The organism is Sphingobacterium puteale (genome assembly GCF_003627955.1).
Lineage (GTDB): Bacteria > Bacteroidota > Bacteroidia > Sphingobacteriales > Sphingobacteriaceae > Sphingobacterium > Sphingobacterium puteale.
Genome location: NZ_RBWS01000005.1, coordinates 98,892 through 121,459, shown reverse-complemented (window position 1 = coordinate 121,459; position 22,568 = coordinate 98,892). Strand labels below are relative to the sequence as shown.

Genomic DNA, 22,568 nt, shown 5'->3' with positions numbered 1-22,568 from the left:
TTTAAATATGAAATATCCATGTTTAGAAAGCTTGTAAACTTATAATTATAAACTGGATATTTCATAAGACATTTAAAAGACAAATTATTTACTTATGAATAAAGACATCACTGTTGCTGTTATTGAAGATGATGAGAACTTACGTTTCTTGGTAAAACATCGATTAGAATCTGAGGGCTATCAAGTCATCCAAAGCGGAAATGGGAATGAAGCAGAAAGTTTAATCTTGGAGAAACGACCGGACGTGGTCCTCTTAGATTGGATGCTCCCGGGAAAAGAAGGTAACGAGATCTGCGAGGATGTCCGTAAAGCAGGATTTGAGAATATCATTATTATGATGACAGCCAAGTCCCAGGATGTGGACAAGATTGAAGCTTATAGCTTTGGTGTGACAGACTATATTAGCAAGCCGTTTAATATGGACGTGTTGATCGCAATGATAGATAATAAGGTGAAGTTTTTCTTGCCCAAGAACAGCCCCGAAATCTACAAGTTTGGACAGACAGAACACCATCCAAATATCCATTCCTTGATACGGGATGGTAAAAAGGTCGAATTAACTATTTTAGAGAATAGAATCTTATTACATTTTCTTCAAAACTTAGGTAGGGAGATCACACGTGAGGAGTTGATGGAAGTGGTATGGGGGTATAGCTCCAATGTGAATACACGGACGCTGGACATGCACGTCGTACGTCTGCGGAAGAAGATAGAAACAAATCCTGACAAACCGCATTATTTGCAGACAGTACGCGGATTGGGCTATAAATTTGTTGATGAAGAAGAGATTTGATGGATAAGAATTTGTTTTGTTGAAAACAATTATTATCTTCGTATAGATTGAAAGCAAGACCATGTTACCCGAAGAGGGTAATATGGTCTTGTTTCTTTTTTTAAATGTAGAAAATAAGAAAAAGATAAAATTATGGCAGAAGTAACTTATTTTACGGAAGAAGGATTGCGTAAGCTTAAAGAGGAATTAGCTTATCTGAAGACGGAAGGAAGATCTAAAATTGCCAATGCTATTGCAGAGGCAAGAGACAAAGGAGATTTGTCTGAAAATGCGGAGTATGATGCTGCTAAAGAAGCTCAAGGACTCCATGAAGCTAAAATAGCCAACTTGGAGAATACCTTGGCGACAGCCCGATTGATTGACGAATCCAAATTGGATACGTCTAAGGTGCTAGCTTTGTCTATCGTTAAGATCAAAAATAAAAAGAATGGTGCTGTGATGACTTATCAATTGGTTGCCGAATCAGAGGCGGACCTTAAGTCGGGCAAGATTTCCGTTAAATCTCCTATTGCTCAGGGATTATTGGGCAAGTCGAAAGGTGACACGGCAGAGATCGAAGTACCTGCAGGTAAGATTGAATTTGAAATTGTAGAGATTTCGAGATAACATATGTCGGTTATGTGCGGTATGCCATAACCGCACATCCGCAAATTAACTTTATATTAAGAAGGTCGGGTTCTAGTAATCGCGACCTTTTTTGTTTATATTTGTTGAGAACATCATACTTAATGTTACTTATGGTCGTTTTTTATCAAATGTATTTAGATAGTAAATGGTAGACGTTAGACTTTCTTTCTGCAGGCCGATGGCCGGTAGAATCGAAGTTTCCTATGCATTATTAATATCTCAATACTTTATTACAAAAGGAGTTTATTCCAATATAGAATAATATGTCAACAATTTTTTCAAAAATCGTCGCTGGAGAGATTCCAGCTTACAAAGTTGCGGAGAGTAATGATTTTCTGGCTTTTTTGGATATCAGTCCTTTGGCGAAAGGTCATGTTTTGGTGATACCTAAGAAAGAAACAGATTACATTTTCGATATTGAAGATGATGAGTACATGGCGCTTTGGGTATTTGCAAAAATCGTTGCGCAGGGGATAAAAAAAGTAATACCGTGTGTTAAAGTTGGCGTGGCTGTTGTGGGATTGGAAGTTGCGCATGCGCATATTCATCTTGTTCCGATCAATAAAATAAGTGACCTAAATTTTGCTGGGCCTAAGTTGAGTTTAGGCGAAGATGAACTACATCAGATCGCTGAAACAATCCGTGAGTCTATTATCAGCATAACTGCACAAAATCAATAACAAGATTATATTACACTTGATTTACTTTCGTTTTTTAGAAGAATACTATATTTGTACTTTGTTGTTTTAAAATTGTACAGGGGAAAAAAGTAGATTTTGATTCTAAAATGGAGAAAACAACATTGATTTTTACTGAAAGTTATGCATGAACTTTTGTTGTCATTTCAACAACTAATGAACCCCGAAGAGCTCCTGAGTTCAGGCGGGTTTTATTTAGTTATATTAATCGTATTTGCCGAAACAGGTCTGTTTTTTGGTTTTTTTCTACCGGGCGATTATTTATTGTTTTTAGCAGGACTATTTTGCGCGCTCAATAAGATCGATGTGAGCATTTATACGCTTTGTCTGGGCTTATTGGGAGCAGGAATACTGGGCAATTTTACAGGTTATTGGTTCGGTTATCGAGCCGGCCCCATGTTATTCAAGCGAAAGGATAGTTTTATCTTTAAACGGAAATATGTGGTGATGGCGGAAGAATTTTACCATAAATATGGGGGAACCGCATTAATTATAGGTAGATTTGTTCCAATAGTTCGTACTTTTGCTCCGATCTTTGCCGGTGTTGTAAAATTAGACTTCAAAAAATTCGTTTTATATAATATCAGTGGAGCTTTAATTTGGGTCTTGGTATTAACACTTTCCGGTTATTTCCTAGGGATAGAGTTTCCTTGGATTATCCATTATGTGGAATACGTTGTGGTTGGGATGATTGTGATCGCATTTTTGCCTATTGCAATAACTTTGCTCAAAAAGCGAATAAAAGACAAAAGAAACAAACAAAATATACAGTAAAATAAAAAATGAGTAAACAAAACCCTTGGCACATGGTTTCTCCAGGTGAGAATGTGCCAAATGCCGTAAATGCTATCATTGAGATTACAAACGGATCCAAAGGAAAGTACGAATTAGACAAAGAAACAGGTTTGTTGCTTTTGGACAGAGTAATGAGTTCCTCTGTCGTCTATCCAGCCAATTATGGTTTCATTCCACAGACTTATTGCGATGACAAAGATCCTTTGGATATTTTGGTAATTTGTTCGGTTGATATTTTACCTTTAACATTGGTAGAAGCACAGGTTATCGGTGTCATGAATATGGTTGATGGCGGAGAGCAAGATGATAAAATCATTGCTGTTGCCAAAAATGATCCTATATTCAACTACATTAAAGACATTGATCAATTGCCGCCGCATACAATGAAGGAAATTGTACAATTCTTTGAAAGTTACAAAGCTTTAGAAAAGAAACAAGTTATCGTTGAAGGGGTGAAAGGACGTGAAGAAGCACAAAGAATCTTGATAGAGGCTATTGAGTTGTACAAAACAGAATTTGTTAACAAATAACCCCCAGCATGGCGCTCGATATTTTTTGGACATTGTTTTTAGTACTGGCCAACGGCTTTTTCGTTGCGGCCGAGTTTGCTATTGTCAAAGTCCGAATCTCCCAAATTGAAGTTCAGGCAAAAACAGGTAGTAAAGTTGCTACAATAGCCAAAAGTATAACGGAGCATTTGGATGGTTATTTGGCCGCTACACAATTGGGTATTACACTTTCTTCACTGGCCTTAGGTTGGGTAGGAGAGGCTGTAATGACCCAGATTGTGCAGGGGGCTTTAGGTTTCTTTGGTGTTGAATTGACCGGTACGATAGCGACCAACGCAGGACATGTGCTGGCATTTACAATTATTACCGTACTGCATATTGTCTTTGGCGAGCTGGCTCCCAAGTCAATTGCGATTCAAAAACCCGTTGCAACAACGATGAAGATTGCGGTTCCCCTGCAATTTTTCTACTTTATCTTTAGACCTTTTATATGGATCCTAAACGGTTTTGCTAATTTTCTGCTTAAAATTTTAGGATTTGAGGTGACTAAAGGTGAATCTGCCCACTCTTCGGAAGAATTACAATACCTCTTGGATAAAGGAAAAGAATCCGGCGCATTGGATATTTCTGAACATGAGTTAATTAAAAATGTTTTTGATTTTAATGAACGTATCGTCAAGAATATTATGGTGCCGAGGACGAAAATTGTCGCGGTCGAAATAACAGCGGACGCTTCGGAATTGATTGAGACTATGACGGAGGAAGGCTATTCACGTCTTCCGATCTACGAAGATAACATTGATCAGATTGTTGGTATTGTGCATACCAAGGATATCCTTCCGCTATTGGCCAAAGGCAAAGAGGTGGTGATGAGAAATATTATGCGCAAGCCCTATTTTATCCCTGAGACCAAAAAGATCAATGATCTGATGGCCGAGTTTCAGCAGCGACGCCTGCAACTGGCCATTGTACTGGATGAATTTGGAGGGACAGCAGGGATGGCTACCCTGGAGGATATTGTGGAGGAATTGGTAGGAGAGATCCAAGATGAGTACGATGAGGAAACCCCAGTTGTAGAACGTATATCTGAAACAGAATATATGGTAGATGCAGGGGCTAGTATTCATGATGTGAATGAGTTTCTTCCGATAGAATTACCCGAAAGTCAGGATTACGATACAATGGCGGGATTGGTCAGTGAAATCTTTGATAAAATTCCTGAAGTAGGCGAGCGGAAAGAAGAATATGGATACGTATTTACAATTATCCGCAAAGCACAACAGAACATCGAGTTTGTCAAGTTAGAACTGGTTGAGTCAGCTGATGATGATATAGAAGAATAGGATTATAAGGAAGCAGTACATGCAATTATTTTTTACACCGGAATTAAATCCTTCTTTACAGAATTTTATCCTTAGTGAGGAAGAAAGTAAGCATGCTGTGCGTGTGCTTCGCATGAATGCTGGAGACCGGTTAAATTTAATAGACGGTCGCGGCGGCCTGTACGAAGCTGAAATTATGGACCCACATCCAAAACGTACCGTATTAGCGATTTTGGACATTACGGAGAACTACCAAAAACCAAATTATCATTTGCATATTGCTGTTGGGCCCACTAAGAACATCGATCGTATCGAGTGGTTTTTGGAAAAAGCTACCGAAGTGGGAATTCAGGAAATTACGCCTATTATCTGTGAGCATTCCGAGCGTAAGGAGGTGAAGTTGGACCGCTTGAATAAAGTTATTGTATCAGCCATGAAACAGTCTTTGAAAGCGTATCTGCCAAAACTGAATCCTGCAACACCCTTTAAACAGTTTTTAAAAGATCTTCCAAAGGAAGGTGCTCAAAAAGCAATAGCACACTGTGTTGATTCGGATAAGAAGTATTTGAACGAAGTATTTGAAGCTGGACAACATTATATCATTTTGATAGGTCCGGAAGGAGATTTTTCAGCAGAGGAGATCGATATGGCCTTAGCAGCCGGCTTTCATCCAGTATCGCTTGGGGAAGCCCGTTTACGGACAGAGACAGCGGCTTTGGCAGCCTGTCTTGAAACCTCACTACTCAATAGATAATTTATACTATTTTCTTAGTGATTCAATGTGAATCTAATCTGGAGTAGATCAGATTCAACATTGAAGATACTTTTTCTATTACTTTATCAGTTCAGCGTCGACGATCTGAATCTCAGAATTTCCTTTCAGCGGATCTTTTGTAAAAACCATTTTTCCTTTGAGCTTGATAGGGTCTTCGGAAAATTTTATAGCTCCCCCTTTTAAAGTTACTTCTACCATAGGTGGTATTCCATTGGAACCACAAAACTGACATTGCATGACAGGTAAGACAGACATCATAAAATTCTTGTGATTGCGTCCACTGTGCAGCGGAACCATATAACCTGGGAGTTCAACCACTTTGTTTTCCAGTGCTTTGAGTTCTTTGGGATAAAATGGGGTATATACTTTTTTTGCGCCATTATAAGTCACTTTATAAGCCATCTTATCAATGGCATCCCATGTTTTGTTCATCATGGGTGTATGATCAGGCACATCGGGATTGCTACCGATCTGTGCATGTACCTGTATAATGCTGAAGAATATGAAGGCAAATGCCGTGATAATTTTTTTCATCTGTTTAATTTTTTTGTAGTTGCGATGAAGCGATCAGATTTATTCTGTATGATGAATAAATCATAATGGTTTCATCTGTTTTAGTATTGAGTATATTGTATTGCGTACTGAGATTTTGCCGATGCACATCCAGAATTTATCTTGTATCTGCTATTCTTACGTTTTTTAACACCAATACCCAGTCGTCCTATTTGTTTTCGTCCTATTTGTTTGATAAAGTACCAGCGATACTTGTCCTGTACGCTTTCACAGCGGGAATCAGCGCTGCGAGCACGCCGATGAGGCAAGCAACAAGCAAAAATACCAATTCTTTTGGATGTAGCCTAAAAGCTTCGATAAAGTCAGCGCTCTGGCTCGTTTGGTTACTGATATAGTATAAAGCCAGATGTGCGAATAAAAGTCCCACCAGTCCACCAACGATCGTTATGATCAGACCTTCCAACAGAACAATGTTGAATAACTTTCCTTTAGACGCACCGAGTGTACGCATAATGGCCAGATCATACTTACGTTGTTTCAACGCATTGTAGAGGTTAATAAATACACTCAGGCCAGCAATGAGCATGATGACATAAGCAAGGATAGCCAAAGAATCTATTCCTGCACCTAGGAGTGAAAACAGACGCGTACTTTCCATTGCCGGAGAAGCCGCTTGCATATCAGTTTGTTGGTCGATCATTTTGGGCAATATACCGATGGCTGCCGGTGACTGGTATTTTATTAAAATAGCCGTTATTTCAAGACCATTCTGTTTCACCATATCCGCGCCGATGGATTTAACAAATACACCTTCCTCTTCGTGTTCATGATCAGCATGTCCTTCATGGTCATGATCATGATGCTCCTTTTCATTGGTTGCTACTTGAGCAGTAGAATTTTCCGGCAAATCCTCGCCATGGTGGTGCAGGTGTGCTTTAACCGTTTCTTCGCGGTCTTCTTCCCGTTCACGTTTTTCTTTTTGAGCTGCTGTTTCGTGATCGGCATGATCATGGGCGATACCATGAACATCCCAGACGCTTTCGAGGTTGGTCAATATGAGGTTGTCAGTTACGTTGTTGTTTTGCTTTAGAATACCCACAATAGTAAAAGGATGTTCGTCATGACTATGGCCATCCTTGCTCAGTCCATGTGAGCTGTTGATCTGGTCACCTATTTTCAAGTTGTTTTTTTTAGCTACCTGTTCACCGATAACGACCTCAAAGTTTTTTTTCCAGATGCGGCCGTTATTTATTTTGGTACCATAGATGGCTAGAAAAGAAGAGTCCGTACCGACAATTCGATGTCCCTTAAAGTTATCACCCAATGACAAGGGAACCGCTAATTGTACAAGCGGGTTCTGACGCAGTGGCTCGAGTTCGTTCAAAGGTATATTTCCCGTTGGGTTGTCAATATGATATACGCTGGATAGGATCAATTGAAGAGGACTACCTTTGGCTCCGACGACCAGGTCAATGTTCTTACTGTTGTTGTCGAGCTGCTTTTCGAATGTTTCACCTGTAATCGAGAGTACAGCCAGTATGGAGATTCCAAAAGCTGTCAGTAAAATGCTCAAAAAGACAGAACCGAATTGTCTACTTAAATTTTTCCAAACCAACTGTATCGTGTTCATAGCAAATTTTGAATCTAAAAGGGTGATGAATATTTGGCGTGCGCCATTATTTTAAGAGATACATTTTTGAAAACTGATCTTTAATCCGTTTATCATGCGTGGTGATCAACAAGGTCGAGCCGGCAGTGTCTGCGATATCCATAAGAAGCTCCAACACGCGATTTGTATTGGTGTCATCTAAGGCTGCTGTGGGTTCATCCGCAATGAGCAGCGCCGGCTTATTGATCACACTACGCGCAATAGCGGCGCGTTGCAGTTGGCCACGACTTAATTCATTTGGATAGGCACCAGTTTTGTCCTCCAACTGCAATTGTTTCAATACCTGATGAATCTCATCTACATTGACTTTTTTTCCGGCGAGCGATTGTGCTAATTTGATATTTTCTAGCAAAGTTAAATTTTTGAGAAGGTGAGCTTCCTGGAAGATAAACCCAATATATTGCGATCTGAACTTATCTATTTTGCTATTTGATAATAGCGAAAGATCTTGATCATTAATTTTAACATGACCAGTTTTCGGTCTGGATAACCCCCCCAACATATTCAGCAAGGTTGTCTTTCCTGTACCTGAATCGCCCAATAATAGCGTGTGTTGCCCTTTCTCAATATGGATATCAGGAAATGCGATGCTTTTTGCATTCGTATATTGGAATGTTAGCTGTTCAGTAGATACGATCGGGTTGCTCATATGCTCAAAAATTGAAAATATATTCAAACTTAGAGAAATTGCTTTGTATATGCAATTATATTGCAATAATAAGATCATTCTTGGCATTTTGTTCCATAAATAGGGGAGTACTTTTCTTGTGATAAGCTATAGAATAAGAGGAACTATACCAAAAACGTGGAAATAGCTATTATATGTTAATAACTTTTTGACTTAATAATTTTATTACACTGCTTTAATATAATTCGATAGAAATTATAAAATCTCCGCTCAAAATGCAGTTTAGATGTGTTTTTGACCAAAATATAAACACAAAACCCTAATGAGTAACATTAAATTAACAAGTGGTTTACGTAATGGTAATTCCTTGTTAATGTTAATATAATATTATGGCAATAGCTTTGCAGAAACAAAAAACAAAATAAATTGGAACCACAATTACAACTTAAAAGAATCGCTGCTGCCATTACGTTCGTCGTAGCTGCGTCAACAACAGTTTATGCACAGGGGAGTGGGAAGATTGCAGGTAAAGTTACAAATGTCAAGACAGGAGAGACCATCGCGGGGGTGACGGTAAAGGTTCTTGGTACTTCACGTGTAGGAAGTTCGGATGTAACAGGTAATTACAATATTCCGGCTGTACCCGCAGGAAAGTATACCTTAGAATTTAGCTACTTGGGGTTTGCGACAAAGCAAATTACTGATGTAGAGATTAAAGATAAGGATGTAACGAATTTAGATGTGGTTCTTGACAATTCCGAGGGAAAAGTGTTGGATCAGGTTGTGATCACGGGTACATTTAAAAAAGAATCAATAGGTGCATTGTATGCGCAGCAGAAGAATAGCATTTCTATTTCTGATGGTATTTCAGCCGAAGTGATTAAGAAAACCCCAGATAAAAATACGGGAGAAGTGTTAAAGCGTGTCAGTGGTGCAAGTGTTCAGGATAATAAATTCATTATTATCCGCGGACTAAGTGATCGTTATAATTCAGCATTGCTAAATAATAGTCCGTTACCAAGTACGGAATCCGATCGTAAAGCATTTTCATTCGATATTATTCCTTCGTCATTGATCGATAATATTGTTATCAGTAAAACGGCAAGCGCAGATCTACCTGGGGATTTGACAGGAGGGGCGATAAATGTAAAGACAAAGGACTTTCCAGATCGAAAATCCTTTGAAGTGTCAGTCGGTCTTGGCTATAATTCTTTAAGTACTTTTAAAGATTTCTATGGAAATAAAAGATCAGCTGGTAATTATTTTGCGACATTAAATCCTGACAATAAATTACCCAATAGCTTTCCAGGCTCTTTTCAAGACTACTCCAATTTAAATCTTAGTGATAAAGTAAATTATAGTAAACAATTTAAAAATACTTGGGTAACTGAAAAACTAGGAAAAGTATTACCAGCTCAAAATGCACAGATTACGTTTGGGAATTCTTATCTACTTAGTAATGCGGGAAAATTAGGTATTATTGGATCCTTATCTTACCGCAATTCTGAAACAATTTCACCAGAAGTAAGAAATGACTTTAATACTCTTGATCAAGGTAAAGATCTCAAAATCTTTAGTTATAATGATACATACTATCGCTTCAATTCTAATATAGGAGCATTGGGTAACATATCATATATCAAAGACGATCTTAAGCTATCCTTTAAAAATATCTTTAATCAAGGTTTAGAGCAATCCTATACTCAACGAGAAGGATGGTTTGATGACGGAACAAAAGAGATGAGGAAAGTAACCTTACTCGAAACGGTTCAAAAAAGAATGTTTAATTCTGTTTTCGATGGCGAGTATTTACTTAATAACGATAAGCAATCCAAACTTTCTTGGAATCTTTCTTATAGTAATGTCAATGTGGATCAGCCAGATTTACGAAGGACAATTTATTCGAAAAAAGAAGGTAGTGATCCGAATAGTCCATATTCTGCTAGTGTGGGTACAATCCCTTCTCCATCAGGAGCAGGACGGTTTTATAGCACTTTGAATGAGAATATTTATGGTGGGGCAGTAAATTGGTCTATATCAACAAAGCTGTTAGGTCAGGAACAAACATTTAAAACGGGAATTTTAAAACAAAATAAAAAGCGTACGGTTGATGCTCGAGTTTTGGCATATAGAGATTTAAGTGAAAGTACGGCTGATCAGAAGAATTTATTAGCGATGCCATTAGATAAAATTTTTGCTCCAGATAATATCTCAAATAAAACTTTAGTTTTGGAAGATATTACTAATCCCGATAATTATTATGAAGGTACAGGGGATCTAAATGCTGCATTTGCCATGCTTTCTGGAAAAGTTACAGAAAAGTTGAAAGCTAGTTTAGGCGTTCGTTACGAAAATTATAAGGAAAAATTGTTAACTGGTAACCTAAATTCCAGTGAAGAAAATAATGTAAACAATACATATAATGATTTTTTGCCATCACTTAACTTGACATATGAACTAAATCCAAAGACTAATTTACGATTTAGCTTTTCAAATACCTTGGCGCGAGCGCAATTTCGTGAATTGGCATCTTTTTCCTTTTATGACTTTGTGACTGGTATTACAAAAAAAGGAAATCCTGATGTTAAGAGAACTAGAATCTCAAATTTTGATTTGCGTTATGAATTTTATCCAAGTCTTGGAAAATTGATCTCAGTTTCGGCATTCTATAAAGATTTGAAAGATCCGATTGAATCAAATATTATCTCAGGATCTTCACCTGCCAGTAAGTTAATGTCTTTCACCAATGCTCCAAAAGCATATATACTAGGTGGGGAAATTGAAATACGTCATGACTTTGGATTTATTGATCCAGATACAGAGTTCTTCAAAAATTTGGTTTTTAGTACAAATGCAGCAATTATGAAGTCTGAGGTGAATTTTGAAGGTTCACAACCAACGATGGAGAACAAAAGGTCATTGTATGGGCAATCACCGTTCTTATTGAATTTTGGTCTTCAATATTCATCTGACCGTCTTTTTGATGCGAATCTTTTCTTTAATCGTATCGGTCGAAGAATCGATATAGTAGGTTTTGGGCGTTATGAAAATGCAAACTTTATAAGTGAGTACCCTGACATTTTCGAGGCCCCAAGGAGTGTTTTGGACTTTCAACTCTCTAAAAGAATTATTTCTAAGAAAGCAGAACTAAAGCTAAATATTGGCAATCTATTGGATAGCAAATCAATTTTCTATCAGGACGTAGATAAAAGTGGTAGGTACAATGAGGCGGGAGATCGTTTAATAAATTCTATTCAATATGGTAGAAACGTGTCTCTCTCATTCGGTTATAGATTTTAAAGATTAAATAAATATTAGTTAACATTAAGGTTACACTTGGCTTGTAGCTTTGAAAAAAAAACAAATTATGAAATTAAACATGAGTTCAAAATGGTTTGCGTTAGCTTTAGTAGCGACTTCTATGAGTATTGCAAGCTGCAGTAAGTCAGATCCAAGCCCAGTTGACCCTAATCCTAACCCTGGAAGTGGAGATGTAGAGGTAATTGAAGGGAAAATTACGAGCAATAAAGTTTTAAGTGCTTCCAAAACATACTTGTTAAGAGGTTATGTGCAGGTAATGGATGGGGGAACTTTGGAAATACCAGCAGGTACTATCATAAAAGGAGAGAAAGCAACGAAGGCTGCGCTGATTGTTGAAAAAGGAGGCAAATTAAAAGCAAATGGTACAGCAACAAATCCTATTGTTTTTACATCAGATCAAACATCTGGAAATAGAAACGTGGGAGATTGGTCAGGAATAATTATTTGTGGTAAATCTAAGGTGAATTCTGCTGATGGTACTTCTCAATATGAAAGTGGTGTATTAGGTGCTACGGTTGCAACGTACGGAGGTGGAACAAATCCGGTTTTAAATGATAATTCTGGAGAGTTAACTTATGCACGTATCGAATTTGCTGGAAACCCAATTCAAACAGATAAAGAAATCAATGGATTAACATTATGTGCAGTTGGTTCTGAAACTAAAATTCACCATATTCAAGTCTCTTATGGGGGGGATGATGCTTTCGAATTTTTCGGGGGGACAGTAAATGCATCTCATTTAATAGCTTATAGAGGTACTGATGACGATTTCGATTTTGACCAAGGTTATACCGGAACAATCCAGTACGGAATTTCTATAAAAGATCCAATGATTTCTGACGGAGCTGGTACTTCACGTGGAATTGAGCTAGAAAATAAGGCTGCTGTGGCAAATAATATGTACTCTAGACCAGTCTTATCTAACTTTACTTTTATTGGGCCTGGAGTGGGGACCGATGTTGATAAACACGGAGCTACTGTACATTTTGGGCTAAACAGCCGTATGGTTCTAGCAAATTCAATTATAGTAGATGGTAAAACAGCTGGAATTGAGTTTAACTCGGACTTCCCTGCTGCTGAATTGAAAGCAGGTCGCTCAATTCTCTCAAATAATATGGTATTTGGTAATAAAGCAAACTATGTTTTAAAAGATGTTACATCGTTTGCATCAGTAGCTGACTTAACGGGTTATTTAAATGGATTTGGTGATTTTACAGTTGCTAATCTAGCTGCAGCTGGACTTACAAATACAACCATTGCAGCTCCGAACCTTTTATTGAAAGCTGATTCACCAGCTTTGGGAAAAGCGAAATATGAGGGAGATCTAGCTTCTTTAACAAAAGAGACGTTTATTGGAGCAATGGGGACTACAACAGACTGGACAAAAGGCTGGGCTAGTTGGGATCCTAAAAACAATAAATACTAGAATAATTTATAGTTTAGTAAAATAGAAAATCCTGCTGAAAGCAGGATTTTTTTGTAGCATCAAATTCTAATATATCGTTATATAATCAAAATGTATAAACTTTAGAATTATGACAAAGACAATCTATTTATTTGCGTTAAGCATATTTCTGTTTTTGGGCTGTAAAAAGTCTGATGACAAAGTTAATCCTGAAGATTCCGGACTAAAAATGGAAATAAAGGGAATTTCTGGCTGGGGTGATGGGGTGAACATCAGCATTGATCAAAATAAGACTGAAATTAAATATCCTAAAGATGGTCTATCAGGATCAAAAAAAGATAAAGTTTATAAAACAAGTGAGGCCACATTAAAACAGCTGTCCAGCTATATCAATACTTATAAATTAATGGATGTTAAAATTAATGAATGCGCACGTTGTGCGGATGGACTTGATTATGTGATCACAATTAAATCCGAAGGCAGAGAAAATACGGTAACCATTGCAGCATACCGTACAGATGGTCGATATACTGATCTATTAGACTTTATTAATAAGATGTAATAACTACAGCTAAGTGGCTATTTTTTGCCGGAAATTTTACCTAGGTTCATAATGATAAACGATCTGATACGATTGATTCTTGAGTTTATCGGACAATTGACCGATAGCTAAACTTTGGGCTTGTGGAGTAGGCTCACATATCGAATAGTATTTGCCATTGTACAAAACTGCGTCACCAATAGGATGTTCAAATTGGACGGCCATTGTGATATGCGTAGGGTAGAGGAGAGTGATCATTGGTAGATTGTAGATCTCCTTAACGAGATAAAAGAACAGCGCTGCACGATCATCGCAGTCACTATATTTATTTAACAAAGTCTGTTCCGCAGATAAACGTTTCTCTGTGCCAAAATTCTCTTCATCGTTTTCGTACAAAAAAGCATAACGTGTAAATCGCATTAAATAATCAACACCTTGTTTTTCGTTCTTGCCCTTTAAATTTTCTTTCAATGCTGGAATAAGCGATTGATAAGTTTCCTTGCTCAATGGAATATTAAAATAGGTTTCGAAATCAACTCCAGGATAGTTTTTAAAAAGATCGCTAATATCATTGTTCAGTTTAACATTAAAATGATAAGCCTTATGACCATCATTGAATGCTATCTGTTTTTCAATATAGTTTGCAGGTATAAAATCTGGAAGCTTGGTGATTTTATAGCTGAAATCGTTGGTGGCTTCCGGTACTTTAATCTTTACGGGTATATAGGCATCTGCTCTTTGAAATAGCTTTCCATAGTCATGGAAATTTAAGCAGGTATATTTTTTACCATCAATTTCAAAGAAAGGAATATCAGAAATATCCTCATTATTTTGGATAAAAAAGATAATCTGATTGTTTCCTACCGCCAAACGTGCATCATATCCAGATTTACACATTAGAAACCATTTGTATAATGTGTAACGTGCGTAATTTTCCGTTTTTGGCGCTATCTGTTGCGCTGTTCGACGCACGAGCTGATAATATACCCAGTCGTTGAGATGCTGTTTATCTTTGTATTCTAGCAAACTATTTACCAGATCACGATAGTCTGTCTGATCAGCAGTTTGGTAGAACTCCTGTACGAGAGATCCTGTTAAACTGTCATTGAATGGAATATTGAATGATGGTGATACGTTAATGCAAACTTTCCCATCATAGAAATCGAACACATGCTTTTGAGCGCTAACAAGTTGTGGACTGTAGGTTAACCAGCATAAAATGGTCAAAAACGCAATATAGTATCCTTTGATGTTCAATTCTTAACAATTTAATAACATTAGTGTAATATAAATTTAACAAATTATAGTTGCTTTTTATAGCGATTATTGAAAAATGTTTTTGGGATTGCAATGGTTGGAAACCTTTAAATAATACATACCATGTACTGCTCATAAATCGAGTATGCTCGCCCTGAACAATGGTTGTATGAAGCTATATGCCTTTTCATTTTCCTGATTTTTGGAATGTTATCAAATCAAAGTTAGGGAAGTGGGATACCAAAAAATTGGGCTTTTAAGCACTATTTTTTGGTGTTTGCTTCGGTATTTGTACAGTATTTCTTCGCCTTTTGTCCGTACCGTCTTCGGAATGCCCATATAGATTCTCTACTCATTCTCTACATATTGCCTACATAATCAGTAGGGAAAGAGTAGGTGTTGAGTGGAGAAAAGTAAGGTGATCGGCGAAGAAGGGGCGAAGCATTCCCGAATGAGTTCCGAAAATAGGATGAACAATTTTAGATAATGCTAATCGCACTAACTTCCTATGTTCGTTGCTATTTTTCCTGATCTTATTTGCACACTGACGTACCACTGACCTACTGTTGGCCTACTATTCTCCTATCCCAGTAAACCAAATGTAGGCCAACAGTAGGAAAACTATACCTGAAATACGGTATTACGGCAGGTAATTACTAAAGGAAAATAACTAGTTGGTTGTATCCCAAATACAGCACTATTTTCTTTGTTTGTTTTTTAAATCTGTTTTCCTGTGCAAAATTATTGCTAACAAGATGTTACAATATGAAGGTTTCATTTTGTTGTTTTTTGTAACATTTTTGTTTTATTTGATTTGTTAATTTTCTTTCTGTTCAAAATACACTCTTAGCATTAAATTAAAACAATCTTAATGATTTAATAACTAGCTGAATGACGGTTTGTGTGGGCTTGTTGTTAGTTTTGCAGCGTTCTAATCGAAGGTCTTATTACCTGTGATAGCTTATGTTATATATTTCTAATGCTTTCATATTTTATTAAAATAACTTTATTATGTTTCAATTTTGATTTTGTAAATATTTGTTTTGTTTGTTTTTCTAAATTATATTCGATCTAACTTTTAGAACCAATTGTAGATTTACTTAACCGAAGTTATTATGAAATGTAGTCAATTAACATTTTCTTTGTTAATGTTGCTGTTTTCTTCTTCCTGTAAGGAAGATGTTGCGACAAAACAGAGCGAGCATGATCCCAATAAACCGGTCGTGCTTTCTTCTTTCTATCCTGCAGAAGGCGGGGCTAAGGATAAAATCTTATTAGATGGTCAAAATTTTGGATCCGATCCAAATAAGATCAAAGTGTATTTTAATAATGCACGGGCCGCCGTAGTATCCTCGAGCGGAGAACGCATTTATGCCATTGTACCACGCCTCCCTGGCGATGATCCCAAAATCTCGGTTGTCATCGGTAAAGATTCATTGGTTTATGATAAATCATTTACCTATCATATCCAGGCACAAGTTAGTACTGTAACCGGTACGGGGGATAAAAACTTTTTGACGGGTACCCTTGATCAAGCACATGTCTACGGTAAATACCTAGATATGGACGCGCAAGGCAACCTGTTTATGACCTGGCGTGATGGTGGGTCATTTGGGATAGCGCGTATCAACGAAAAGGAAAATATTGTTACCCCTTTATATTCAGCGGCATCATCACCGAACCCTTATGCCAATGGAGTGACGGTAGATCGGGTGACTGGTATTATGACGGTTTCACATGAGTCGGTTGCCGAAGTGTTTTTTTCCTTTGATCCAAGGGAAGCTTGGACCATTCGCCAGCGGAATGCACAGTTCTCAGCTGCGGATTATGCGAAGATCGTTCAGGCCGACCGTTATGCCAACTTTGTGACTTTTTGCCCCTACGATGGACATTTATATACACGCTTTCGTGATGGTCATATCGCTAAAATAGATCCGGTGACATATGCTGCGACGATCGTGCACAAAGGGCCTTATGGTTCACAATATGGACAGGCTATTAATCCTGCAAAACCTTGGGAATTGTATATTACGTTGCACTCAAACGCTAGCCCGAACACGTTTGCACAGGGCATTTCTGTATTAGACCTACGTCCTGACCATATCAACGAAGGCTTCAAACGTATCAATGCACCGGGTGGGTCGGGATTTCGTGATGGCCCCGTCAAAGATGCTGTATTCAATTATCCAAAAGATATCAAATTTGATAAGACCGGAAATATGTTTATTGCCGATTACGGTAACCATTGTATCCGCATGTTATCGGCTGATGGAATTGTTTCTACTGTTGCGGGACAACCGACTAAAGCTGGTTATAAAGACGGTGGGCCTGTAGAATCGCAGTTCAACCAACCTTGGGGAGTTGCGGTGAATGATCAGGGTGATATCTATATCGCCGATTGGAACAATGCGCGTATCCGTAAATTAGTTATCGAATAATTAACCTACTTATTATATTATGAAGATTTTTTATTTTTTGTGCATCCTGCCGCTGTGCCTCTGGCTATCACCTGCACTTGCACAACAAGCAGAAGAACAGTTAGCGATTGCCGGAACTGTCGTTGATAGCAAGGGGCAACCTATATCTAAAGTGTCAATCTACGTCAAGGATAAACCGACAGGAGCAACTTCTACAGATGAAAAGGGAAAGTTTACTATTAAAGCTGTGTATGGAGACTGGTTGGTATTTACCAGTGTTGGCTATGATGTTGCCGAGCATTTGGTGGTAGAATCGACCAACAATCTGGAAATAAAAATGCTCAATAAGAGTACGAATATTGATGAGGTCGTCGTAGTTGGTTTGGGCGCAAAACAACGGAAAATTAGTTCTGTAGGTGCCATTACAACAGTTGATGTAAAACAGTTACAAAGTCCCGCGCCTTCTATCGCGAATATGCTGGGCGGTCGTGCAGCAGGCATTATATCCATGCAGACTTCGGGTGAACCGGGATCAAATATCTCTGATTTTTGGGTGCGTGGTATAGGTACATTTGGTGCCAACGCGAAAGCCTTAGTGCTTATTGATGGGCTTGAAGGCGATTTAAATACCATAGACCCTGCAGACGTGGAGAGCTTCTCCATTCTGAAAGATGCTTCAGCAACAGCAGTATATGGTGTGCGGGGTGCAAACGGAGTGGTATTGGTGACCACTAAACGTGGTACCGTAGATCGGATACAGATCACAGGGCGTGCAAATACGACCTTATCCAGACTGAATCGTTTACCGAAATACCTACGTGCTTATGATTATGCCCTATTGGCTAATGAAGCTTCCGTAGTGCGGGGGAGCGAGCCCTTGTTTAATGATACTGAATTAGGTATTATACAACAACATCTAGATCCAGATATGTATCCTGATGTCAGCTGGCAAGACGAGATTCTAAACCGAAGTTTCTGGCGTCAAAGCTACTATGCTTCGGGACGTGGAGGTTCTGAGGTTGCACGATATTTCCTGAGTTTGGGCGGTAATAGCGAAACAGCGGCCTACAAAGTTGATAAGAATAGTATTTACAGTTCTAATGTTGGTTACAATACTTACAATTATCGGCTTAACCTTGATATCAACCTGACAAAAACGACTAAGGTGTTTTTGGGTTCAGATGGATTTTTATCGGTTAAAAAAGAACCGGGTTATGGGAATACGGATGCGATCTGGAAAACACAATCGACACTTACGCCAATTTCCATTCCGCTTCAATATTCCAATGGCTTATTGCCTGGTTTAGGAGCAGGCCAACGTTCATCACCTTATGTGATGATCAATCGTACGGGTAACTATAATAATCAAAACTATAAAGGTAAGGTAACCGTGGCGCTTGATCAAGACTTAAGTAGTCTCCTGGAAGGTCTGAAAATTCGTGGTCAGGGTGCTTATGACATTCAGAGTTATTTTGCCGAACGTAGATGGATGCAACCGGCATTGTATGAGGCAACCGGCCGAAACTTAGACGGTTCGCTAATCATGGTTCAAAAGGTACAGGAAAGTCCGGCTTCCTATCTGAAGACCGTAAGTCAGTACCGAAAATATCATTTTGAGTCTACACTTAATTATGAGAAAAAATTTGGTGAGGATCATCGTACCTCAGCTTTGGTTTATTATTACCTGAGCGATGCTAAAGATACCGATGATGCAACCAGTAATATGACCGCAATACCTGTTCGTTATCAAGGGGTTTCCAGTAGGTTTACCTATGGTTATAAGGATACATACTTATTGGACGCCAATTTTGGATATACAGGTTCTGAAAACTTTCAGCCCGGCCGTCAGTATGGGTTCTTCCCATCGGTGGCAGTGGGATGGGTACCTTCAAGTTACCAATTTGTGAAAGATGCAGCACCTTGGTTAGACTATTTCAAAATCAGGGCATCTTATGGTACCGTAGGTAATGACCGGATTTTAAATGCTGTCCGTTTCCCTTATCTGACGAAAGCGGATATTTACAATAGCGGTGTTTGGGGTGTTGGTGGCATTGAAACAATTTCTGAAACGCGTATCGGGGCGGACAACCTAGCATGGGAACGCTCGATTAAGTCCAATCTAGGAATAGAGGGAAAGCTCTTTAATAACAAAATTGATTTTGTGATTGATTTTTTCCAGGATCAGCGCAACGGTATCTTCCAGCCACGGGTTCAGGTGCCGGATTATGTGGGTGTAATATCCAATCCTTACGCCAATGTGGGGCGTATGAAAAGCTCGGGTGCTGATGGTAATTTGAGCTACACCACCAAACTCAATAGCGATATGACTCTTACTTTGCGGGGTAATTTTACCTATTCAAAGAATGTCGTACAAAATTGGGAACAGGCTTACCTGGAGTATTCTTACTTGGAGTTTAACGGCTATCCTTACGGCTCTATTCGTGGTTATCAATCATTAGGATTATTTAAGGACGAAGACGATATCAAATACAGTCCGACACAAAGCTTTGGAACGGTATTACCTGGTGATATCAAATATAAAGATGTAAATGGTGACGGTATCATCAATACGCTGGATAAAGTTCCATTGACCCATAGCAACTATCCATTGACCATGTATGGTTTCGGAGGAGAGTTTCGTTACAAAAATCTATCTCTAGGAGTGTTATTCAAAGGTACAGGGAAGACGTCCTTTTTCTATGTGGGGCAGCCAATGACATATAAAGATGTTACTGAAAATACCGGTATGGGTTATATGCCGTTTTTTGGCGGTACAGATGGTAACGTCATTACCTTGGCTAATGACCCTGCCAACCGTTGGATCCCAAGAGACTATGCGTTACAGCATGGTATTGATCTATCTTTAGCTGAAAATCCAAATGCTAAATTCCCCCGTTTGCAATACGGAAACAACAGTAACAACAGTCAGCTGTCTTCGTTTTGGATGGATGATGCCCGCTATTTGCGCTTACAGGAGGTTACTTTGAATTATACCCTAAGCCCTAAGTTTTTAAAGAGACTGGGTGTCAGATCTATGGATCTTCAATTTGTTGGGAATAACCTTTATATCTGGGATAATGTTAAGATTTTTGACCCCGAACAAGCGGCCTGGGGAGGGCGTAAATATCCAATTCCGACGACTTACTCGTTACAGGCTTATATTAATTTTTAATAGTATAGAAATAAATGAAGGACATGAAAACGTCAGTAATCATAAAGAGAATAACCAAATTCGTCTTAGCCATACAACTGTTGTTTATGGTGGCATCCTGTAAAGATTATCTAAATATTGATAAATACTTTGATGATGAGTTTAATATTGATTCAGCTTATACAAATACGCGTTATATCGAAGCGTATATGTGGGGGGCGGCAGCACTGTTCCCTGATGAATCCAATACGATCAGATCAAATTATACGCCCGGGCCAATGGCGACAGATGAAGCTATAAATGGCCTTACAGGCACTGGAACTACTAATATTTATTACGGGATGGATTTTGTAACCGGAAATATTACGCCTGATTTTTACGGTGGACTTAATCAATGGGGAAAATACTACAAAATCATTCGTAAAGCTAATAATGTTTTAAAGAACCTCGATGTGCCAAGGGATATGAGCTACGCAGACCGTAACCGTATCGAAGGATATACACGTTTTATTAGAGCTTACGCATACTATAACCTCATTATAGATTTTGGCCCACCGATCTTGCTGGGAGATGAAGTTGTGAATACCAATGAGGATATTGCGTATTATGACCGGCCCCGGGCAACGTATGATGAGGCTATGGAATACATCTGTGGTGAATTTGAAAAGGCTGCAATACAACTTCCCACTGATGTTAGTCTATTGGATTTTGGCAAACCGACAAAAGGAGCAGCATTTGCATTGATCGCCCGTTTGCGCTTGATCCATGCCAGTCCATTGTTTAATGGCGGACCGGTTGCCGCATCCTATTTTGGTAGCTGGATTCGCAAGACCGATGGTACACATTATGTATCACAACAATACGATGAAAAACGTTGGGCAGTAGCCGCTGCCGCTGCTAAGCGTGTCATGGATATGGGCCGGTATAAATTATATACAGTGCCAGCGGACGAAAGAACGCCCACACTTCCGGCTGGCGTAACTTCCGACCCCAACTTTTATGGAAGCTATCCGAATGGGGCGGGTGGTATTGATGCATTTAGATCATATTCTGATGTCTTTACCGGTGAAGCTGTCGCTTCAATCAATCCTGAATACATTTGGGGGCGTAATACAGAATATTTTAGAACGGATTTGAATCAGGGGGCATTTCCGCCAACTTTAGGAGGATGGGGACGTTTCTCGGTGACACAAAAAGTTGTAGATGCCTATCTGATGGATGACGGACGTACCAAAGAAGAAGCACGTGGCGATACGTATTTTGAGGCAGTGGCTGATCTTCCTGCCGGTGGCACTTTTGACGATTTATTTACGGCTCAATCGCGTAATTTTTCGGGTTACCCACTGAATGCAGGGATATTTAAGATGTATGCAAACCGGGAAATGCGTTTTTATGCATCGATAGGTTTCAACGGTGCTGTGTGGCAGGCTTTGTCGAGTACGACGTTGAATACACATACGGCTAAATATTTTTACCAGGAACCTGATGGTCGAGGTGGTGTCTCGGCATCTTCACCTAACTATCCATTAACTGGTTATGTTATTAAGAAATGGGTAAACCCATTTGATGCAATCAGTGGTACGGGGGCCAGAATGATGCCCAAAGCATATCCTATTATCCGTTATGCAGAAATATTGTTATCCTACGCTGAAGCACTAAATAACCTTACTGGAAGCCATACAGTACAGCTTGGTGATAAAACCTATACCGCGAACCGGGATGAAAGTGAAATAAAAGCTTCTTTTAATTCTGTTCGGTATCGTGCAGGTTTACCAGGATTGTCCTCTGCGCAGCTTGCCAACAAGGCAGAGGTGCAGAAGCAAATAGAACGTGAGCGTATGGTGGAGTTTCTATGGGAAAACAGACGCTTTTACGATGTACGCCGTTGGGGCAAGTACGAAGAAACAGAACGTGAGCCTATTCGCGGTATGAACCCCGATGGTGCGGATCGGGAATCTTTCTACAAGCGAGTTTCACCAGGTACATCGTCATTCCTGACAAGGCAGGTCGATAAAAAGTTGATTTGGGTGCCTATACCTCGTGCCGAAATGCGCAGATTACCATCATTGGATCAGAATCCGGGCTATAATTAGGATTAAGCATTAGAAAAGGAAAATATAACCGTCTTCCATAACCGTTTTGGTTTG

17 protein-coding genes are annotated in these 22,568 nt (G+C 38.9%); 13 read left to right on the top strand and 4 right to left on the bottom strand.

What is annotated here, in order from left to right:
- The first annotated feature begins 94 nt into the window (after positions 1-94).
- The 7 genes from D7322_RS06120 to D7322_RS06090 all read left to right on the top strand — a co-directional run bounded on the left by D7322_RS06120 (position 95) and on the right by D7322_RS06090 (position 5,498).
- Complete coding sequence (locus tag D7322_RS06120) at positions 95-793, top strand: response regulator transcription factor (RefSeq protein ID WP_077438378.1); 699 nt, start codon at positions 95-97, stop codon at positions 791-793.
- A 132-nt stretch (positions 794-925) separates the two neighbouring features.
- Positions 926-1,399: a transcription elongation factor GreA gene (gene greA / locus D7322_RS06115; RefSeq protein WP_077438377.1), complete on the top strand. Its 474-nt coding sequence runs from the start codon at positions 926-928 to the stop codon at positions 1,397-1,399.
- A gap of 284 nt (positions 1,400-1,683) precedes the next feature.
- Positions 1,684-2,100: an HIT family protein gene (locus D7322_RS06110; protein ID WP_108635710.1), complete on the top strand. Its 417-nt coding sequence runs from the start codon at positions 1,684-1,686 to the stop codon at positions 2,098-2,100.
- Between the two features lie 141 nt (positions 2,101-2,241).
- On the top strand, positions 2,242-2,892 hold the full coding sequence (locus tag D7322_RS06105; protein ID WP_108635711.1) for a DedA family protein: 651 nt from the start codon (positions 2,242-2,244) through the stop codon (positions 2,890-2,892).
- Positions 2,893-2,900: 8 nt separating this feature from the next.
- Positions 2,901-3,443 carry an inorganic diphosphatase gene (locus D7322_RS06100; protein WP_121122311.1) on the top strand — a complete coding sequence of 181 codons (543 nt, stop codon included), beginning with the start codon at positions 2,901-2,903 and terminating at the stop codon, positions 3,441-3,443.
- A gap of 8 nt (positions 3,444-3,451) precedes the next feature.
- Positions 3,452-4,765, top strand: coding sequence for a hemolysin family protein (locus tag D7322_RS06095; protein WP_121122309.1), 1,314 nt, complete (start codon positions 3,452-3,454; stop codon positions 4,763-4,765).
- A 19-nt stretch (positions 4,766-4,784) separates the two neighbouring features.
- Positions 4,785-5,498 (top strand): 16S rRNA (uracil(1498)-N(3))-methyltransferase, encoded by a 714-nt coding sequence (locus D7322_RS06090; RefSeq protein WP_121122307.1) that lies wholly within the window; start codon positions 4,785-4,787, stop codon positions 5,496-5,498.
- 78 nt (positions 5,499-5,576) lie between these two features.
- Here the strand turns inward: D7322_RS06090 and D7322_RS06085 are convergent, their stop codons facing one another.
- From D7322_RS06085 to D7322_RS06075, 3 genes are all read right to left on the bottom strand, one after another.
- Positions 5,577-6,053 carry a hypothetical protein gene (locus tag D7322_RS06085; protein ID WP_121122305.1) on the bottom strand — a complete coding sequence of 159 codons (477 nt, stop codon included), beginning with the start codon at positions 6,051-6,053 and terminating at the stop codon, positions 5,577-5,579.
- Positions 6,054-6,255: 202 nt separating this feature from the next.
- On the bottom strand, positions 6,256-7,662 hold the full coding sequence (locus D7322_RS06080; RefSeq protein ID WP_121122303.1) for an ABC transporter permease: 1,407 nt from the start codon (positions 7,660-7,662) through the stop codon (positions 6,256-6,258).
- Between the two features lie 46 nt (positions 7,663-7,708).
- Entirely contained in the window at positions 7,709-8,350 is a 642-nt protein-coding gene (locus D7322_RS06075) for an ABC transporter ATP-binding protein (RefSeq protein ID WP_121122301.1), read from the bottom strand.
- 405 nt (positions 8,351-8,755) lie between these two features.
- Here D7322_RS06075 and D7322_RS06070 point away from each other — a divergent pair, with 405 nt between their 5' ends.
- The 3 genes from D7322_RS06070 (at position 8,756) to D7322_RS06060 (ending at position 13,617) form a co-directional block, all read left to right on the top strand.
- Complete coding sequence (locus D7322_RS06070) at positions 8,756-11,629, top strand: TonB-dependent receptor (RefSeq protein ID WP_121122299.1); 2,874 nt, start codon at positions 8,756-8,758, stop codon at positions 11,627-11,629.
- A 67-nt stretch (positions 11,630-11,696) separates the two neighbouring features.
- Complete coding sequence (locus tag D7322_RS06065) at positions 11,697-13,076, top strand: T9SS C-terminal target domain-containing protein (RefSeq protein ID WP_121122296.1); 1,380 nt, start codon at positions 11,697-11,699, stop codon at positions 13,074-13,076.
- A 109-nt stretch (positions 13,077-13,185) separates the two neighbouring features.
- Positions 13,186-13,617, top strand: a complete 432-nt coding sequence (locus D7322_RS06060; protein ID WP_121122294.1) for a hypothetical protein — start codon at positions 13,186-13,188, stop codon at positions 13,615-13,617.
- A gap of 36 nt (positions 13,618-13,653) precedes the next feature.
- On the opposite strand, the gene D7322_RS06055 is transcribed toward D7322_RS06060, so the two are convergent.
- Entirely contained in the window at positions 13,654-14,853 is a 1,200-nt protein-coding gene (locus D7322_RS06055) for a hypothetical protein (RefSeq protein WP_121122292.1), read from the bottom strand.
- 1,115 nt (positions 14,854-15,968) lie between these two features.
- Here D7322_RS06055 and D7322_RS06050 point away from each other — a divergent pair.
- Genes D7322_RS06050 through D7322_RS06040 form a run of 3 tightly spaced genes read left to right on the top strand, consistent with a single transcriptional unit; the run spans position 15,969 to position 22,514 of the window.
- Positions 15,969-17,291, top strand: a complete 1,323-nt coding sequence (locus D7322_RS06050; protein WP_121122290.1) for an IPT/TIG domain-containing protein — start codon at positions 15,969-15,971, stop codon at positions 17,289-17,291.
- Between the two features lie 19 nt (positions 17,292-17,310).
- Positions 17,311-20,442: a SusC/RagA family TonB-linked outer membrane protein gene (locus D7322_RS06045; protein ID WP_121122288.1), complete on the top strand. Its 3,132-nt coding sequence runs from the start codon at positions 17,311-17,313 to the stop codon at positions 20,440-20,442.
- Positions 20,443-20,465: 23 nt separating this feature from the next.
- Positions 20,466-22,514: a RagB/SusD family nutrient uptake outer membrane protein gene (locus tag D7322_RS06040; RefSeq protein WP_121122758.1), complete on the top strand. Its 2,049-nt coding sequence runs from the start codon at positions 20,466-20,468 to the stop codon at positions 22,512-22,514.
- The last annotated feature ends 54 nt before the right edge of the window (positions 22,515-22,568 follow it).